The organism is Streptomyces sp., assembly GCF_036524955.1.
Classification (GTDB): domain Bacteria; phylum Actinomycetota; class Actinomycetes; order Streptomycetales; family Streptomycetaceae; genus Actinacidiphila.
The window spans coordinates 1-3,617 of sequence record NZ_DATDBG010000050.1 but is presented as its reverse complement, the minus strand read 5'-3'; the positions used below and the strand labels follow the sequence as shown (position 1 = coordinate 3,617).

The following is a 3,617-nucleotide window of genomic DNA, read 5'->3' as shown; positions in this document are numbered from 1 at the left end:
GGCTGCCCGCGGGCAGCGCGGCGGAGGTCGAGGCGGTGGCCACCGGCGCGCTGCTGGGCGCGTACGCCTTCACCGCCTACCAGTCGGAGAACGGCAAGGGCCCGCTGGCCGAGGTCGCGGTGGTCGGCGCCAAGCCGCGGGACAAGGAGCACAAGGCCGCCGCCGAGCGCGCCGCGGCGGTCGCCGCCGAGGTCAACCGGGCCCGCGACCTGATCAACATGCCGCCCAACGACCTGAACCCGAAGGCGTTCGCCGCCGCCGTGCAGAAGGCCGGCCGGGAGTTCGGCCTCACCGTCGAGGTACTGGACGAGAAGGCGCTGGCCAAGGGCGGGTACGGCGGCATCCTCGGCGTCGGCCAGGGCTCGGCGAGCCCGCCGCGGCTGGTCCGGATCGGGTACGCGCACGCCGAGGCCACCCGTACCCTCGCCTTCGTCGGCAAGGGCATCACGTACGACTCGGGCGGCATCTCGCTGAAGCCGCCGGGGCACAACGAGACGATGAAGTGCGACATGAGCGGCGCCGCCGCGGTGTTCGCCGCGGTCGTGGCCGCCGCCAAGCTGGGTCTGCGGGTCAACGTCACCGGCTGGCTGGCGCTGGCCGAGAACATGCCCGGCGGCGGTGCCACCCGCCCCGGCGACGTGCTGCGGATGTACAGCGGCAAGACGGTGGAGGTGCTCAACACCGACGCCGAGGGGCGGCTGGTGCTCGCCGACGCGCTGGCCCGCGCCTCGGAGGAGAACCCGGACGCGATCGTGGACGTGGCCACGCTGACCGGCGCGATGGTGCTGGCGCTCGGCGACGGCCGGTTCGGGATCATGTCCAACAACGACGAGTTCCGTACCCGGGTGCACACCATCGCGCTCGCACAGGGCGAGGACTCCTGGCCGATGCCGCTGCCCAAGCAGCTCCGCAAGACCTTCGACTCCCCCACCGCGGACATCGCCAACATGGGGGCGCGGCAGGGCGGCGGCCTGATCGCGGGCCTGTTCCTCAAGGAGTTCGTCGGCGAGGGCATCACCTGGGCGCACCTGGACATCGCGGGCCCGGCTTTCCACGAGGGCGCGCCGTTCGGCTACACACCCAAGGGCGGCACCGGCACCGCGGTCCGCACGCTGGTCGCCCTGGCCCGGCAGACCGCGGACGGCGAGGTGCTGTGAGCCGGCCGGCGCCCGGCGTCCCGCGCTGAGCTGTCTGCGCCGAACGGGTGAGATGCGTCACGTACGGCTCCGGGTGGCGACCTCGGAGCCGTATCGCGTCGGTCTCACCTCGCAGCCCGGTGGCCCGTCTGCCACGAGGAAGTGCGAAGATGTTGTCCCGGCAGCACAGGGCCCCCTTTGAGACACGGCCGAACCTAACCGCCGACCGGTCATGGTGGACCGATTCGGCGTACCCATGCATGGAGGACGTGACGTGGCGAACGACGCCAGCACTGTTTTCGACCTAGTGATCCTCGGCGGCGGCAGCGGCGGCTACGCCGCTGCTCTGCGTGCCGCGCAGCTCGGTCTGGACGTCGCCCTCATCGAGAAGAACAAGCTCGGGGGCACCTGTCTGCACAACGGCTGCATTCCCACCAAGGCCCTGCTGCACGCCGGTGAGATCGCCGACCAGGCTCGCGAGAGCGAGCAGTTCGGTGTCCGGGCGACCTTCGAGGGCATCGACATCGCGGCCGTCCACAAGTACAAGGACGACGTGATCTCCGGCCTCTACAAGGGCCTGCAGGGCCTGGTGGCCTCGCGCAAGGTGACGTACATCGAGGGCGAGGGGCGGCTGTCCTCCCCCACCTCGGTCGATGTGAACGGCCAGCGGATCGAGGGCCGGCACGTACTGCTCGCGACCGGTTCCGTACCGCGCTCGCTGCCCGGCCTGGTCATCGACGGCAACCGCATCCTGTCCTCCGACCACGCGCTGGTGCTGGACCGGGTGCCGAACTCCGCGATCGTGCTCGGCGGCGGCGTGATCGGCGTCGAGTTCGCGTCGGCGTGGAAGTCCTTCGGCACCGACGTGACGATCGTCGAGGGCCTGCCCCACCTGGTGCCGGTCGAGGACGAGAACAGCTCCAAGCTGCTGGAGCGGGCCTTCCGCAAGCGCGGCATCAAGTTCAACCTCGGCACCTTCTTCCAGAGCGCCGAGTACACCGCCGACGGTGTGAGGGTCACCCTCGCCGACGGGAAGACCTTCGAGGCGGAGGTGCTGCTGGTCGCCATCGGCCGCGGCCCGGTCTCGCAGAACCTGGGGTACGAGGAGCAGGGCGTCGCGATGGACCGCGGCTACGTCCTGGTCGACGAGTACATGCGTACCAACGTGCCGACCGTCTCCGCCGTCGGCGACCTGGTGCCGACCCTCCAGCTCGCGCACGTCGGCTTCGCCGAGGGCATCCTGGTAGCGGAGCGCCTGGCCGGTCTCAAGGCCGTGCCGATCGACTACGACGGCGTGCCGCGGGTGACGTACTGCCACCCCGAGGTCGCCTCCGTCGGCGTCACCGAGGCGAAGGCCAAAGAGCTCTACGGTGCCGACAAGGTCGTCACCCTCAAGTACAACCTGGCCGGAAACGGCAAGAGCAAGATCCTCAAGACCTCGGGCGAGATCAAGCTCGTCCAGGTCCGCGACGGGGCCGTCGTGGGCGTCCACCTGGTCGGTGACCGGATGGGCGAGCAGGTCGGAGAGGCTCAGTTGATCTACAACTGGGAGGCGCTGCCCGCCGAGGTGGCACAGCTCATCCACGCGCACCCCACCCAGAACGAGGCGCTGGGCGAGGCCCACCTCGCCCTCGCGGGCAAGCCGCTGCACTCGCACGACTGACCCTCCCCTCCACCACGCCACCCCATCCGCACAGATGTGAGGAGTAACCGCAACCATGGCGGTTTCCGTAACCCTGCCGGCGCTCGGCGAGAGCGTGACCGAGGGCACCGTCACCCGCTGGCTGAAGGCCGAAGGTGAGCATGTCGAGGCCGACGAGCCCCTGCTCGAGGTCTCGACCGACAAGGTAGACACCGAGATCCCCTCCCCCGCGTCCGGCGTACTCGCGCACATCAAGGTCGCCGAGGACGAGACGGTCGAGGTCGGCGCCGAGCTGGCCGTCATCGACGACGGCCACGGCGTCCCGGCCGCGGCCCCCGCCCCGGCCGCCGAGCCCGTCGCGGCCCCCGCGCCCGCCCCGGCTCCGGTGGTTGCGGCCCCGGCGCCGCCGACTCCCGCGCCGGCCCAGGCCGCCGCTCCGGCGGGTGGCGCCTCCGGCACCGACATCCTGCTGCCCGCGCTGGGCGAGTCGGTCACCGAGGGCACCGTCACCCGCTGGCTGAAGTCGGTCGGCGAGAGCGTCGAGGCCGACGAGCCGCTGCTCGAGGTCTCGACCGACAAGGTGGACACCGAGATCCCGTCGCCGGTCTCCGGCACCCTGCTGGAGATCCTGGTCGCCGAGGACGAGACGGCCGAGGTCGGCGCGAAGCTGGCCGTCGTGGGTGCGGCCGGTGCGGCTCCGGCGCCCGCGCCCGCCCCCGTGGCGCCCGCTCCGGTCGCCCAGGCCCCGGCTGCTCCGGCCCCGGTCGCGGCGCCTGCTCCGGCTCCCGCGCCGGCCCAGGCCGCCGCTCCGGCGGGTGGCGCCTCCGGCACCGACATCC

At 71.9% G+C, this 3,617-nt stretch carries 3 protein-coding genes; all 3 read left to right on the top strand.

Annotated features, from left to right (window positions below; translation table 11 throughout):
- Nucleotides 1-1,157: leucyl aminopeptidase (locus VIW71_RS04120; protein ID WP_331620567.1), on the top strand; the 1,157-nt coding region annotated here is incomplete at its 5' end.
- Between the two features lie 253 nt (nucleotides 1,158-1,410).
- Nucleotides 1,411-2,799: a dihydrolipoyl dehydrogenase gene (lpdA, locus tag VIW71_RS04115; RefSeq protein WP_331620566.1), complete on the top strand. Its 1,389-nt coding sequence runs from the start codon at nucleotides 1,411-1,413 to the stop codon at nucleotides 2,797-2,799.
- 55 nt (nucleotides 2,800-2,854) lie between these two features.
- Nucleotides 2,855-3,617, top strand: a 763-nt coding sequence (locus tag VIW71_RS04110) for a biotin/lipoyl-containing protein (RefSeq protein ID WP_331620565.1), incomplete at its 3' end; no start/stop codon positions are given.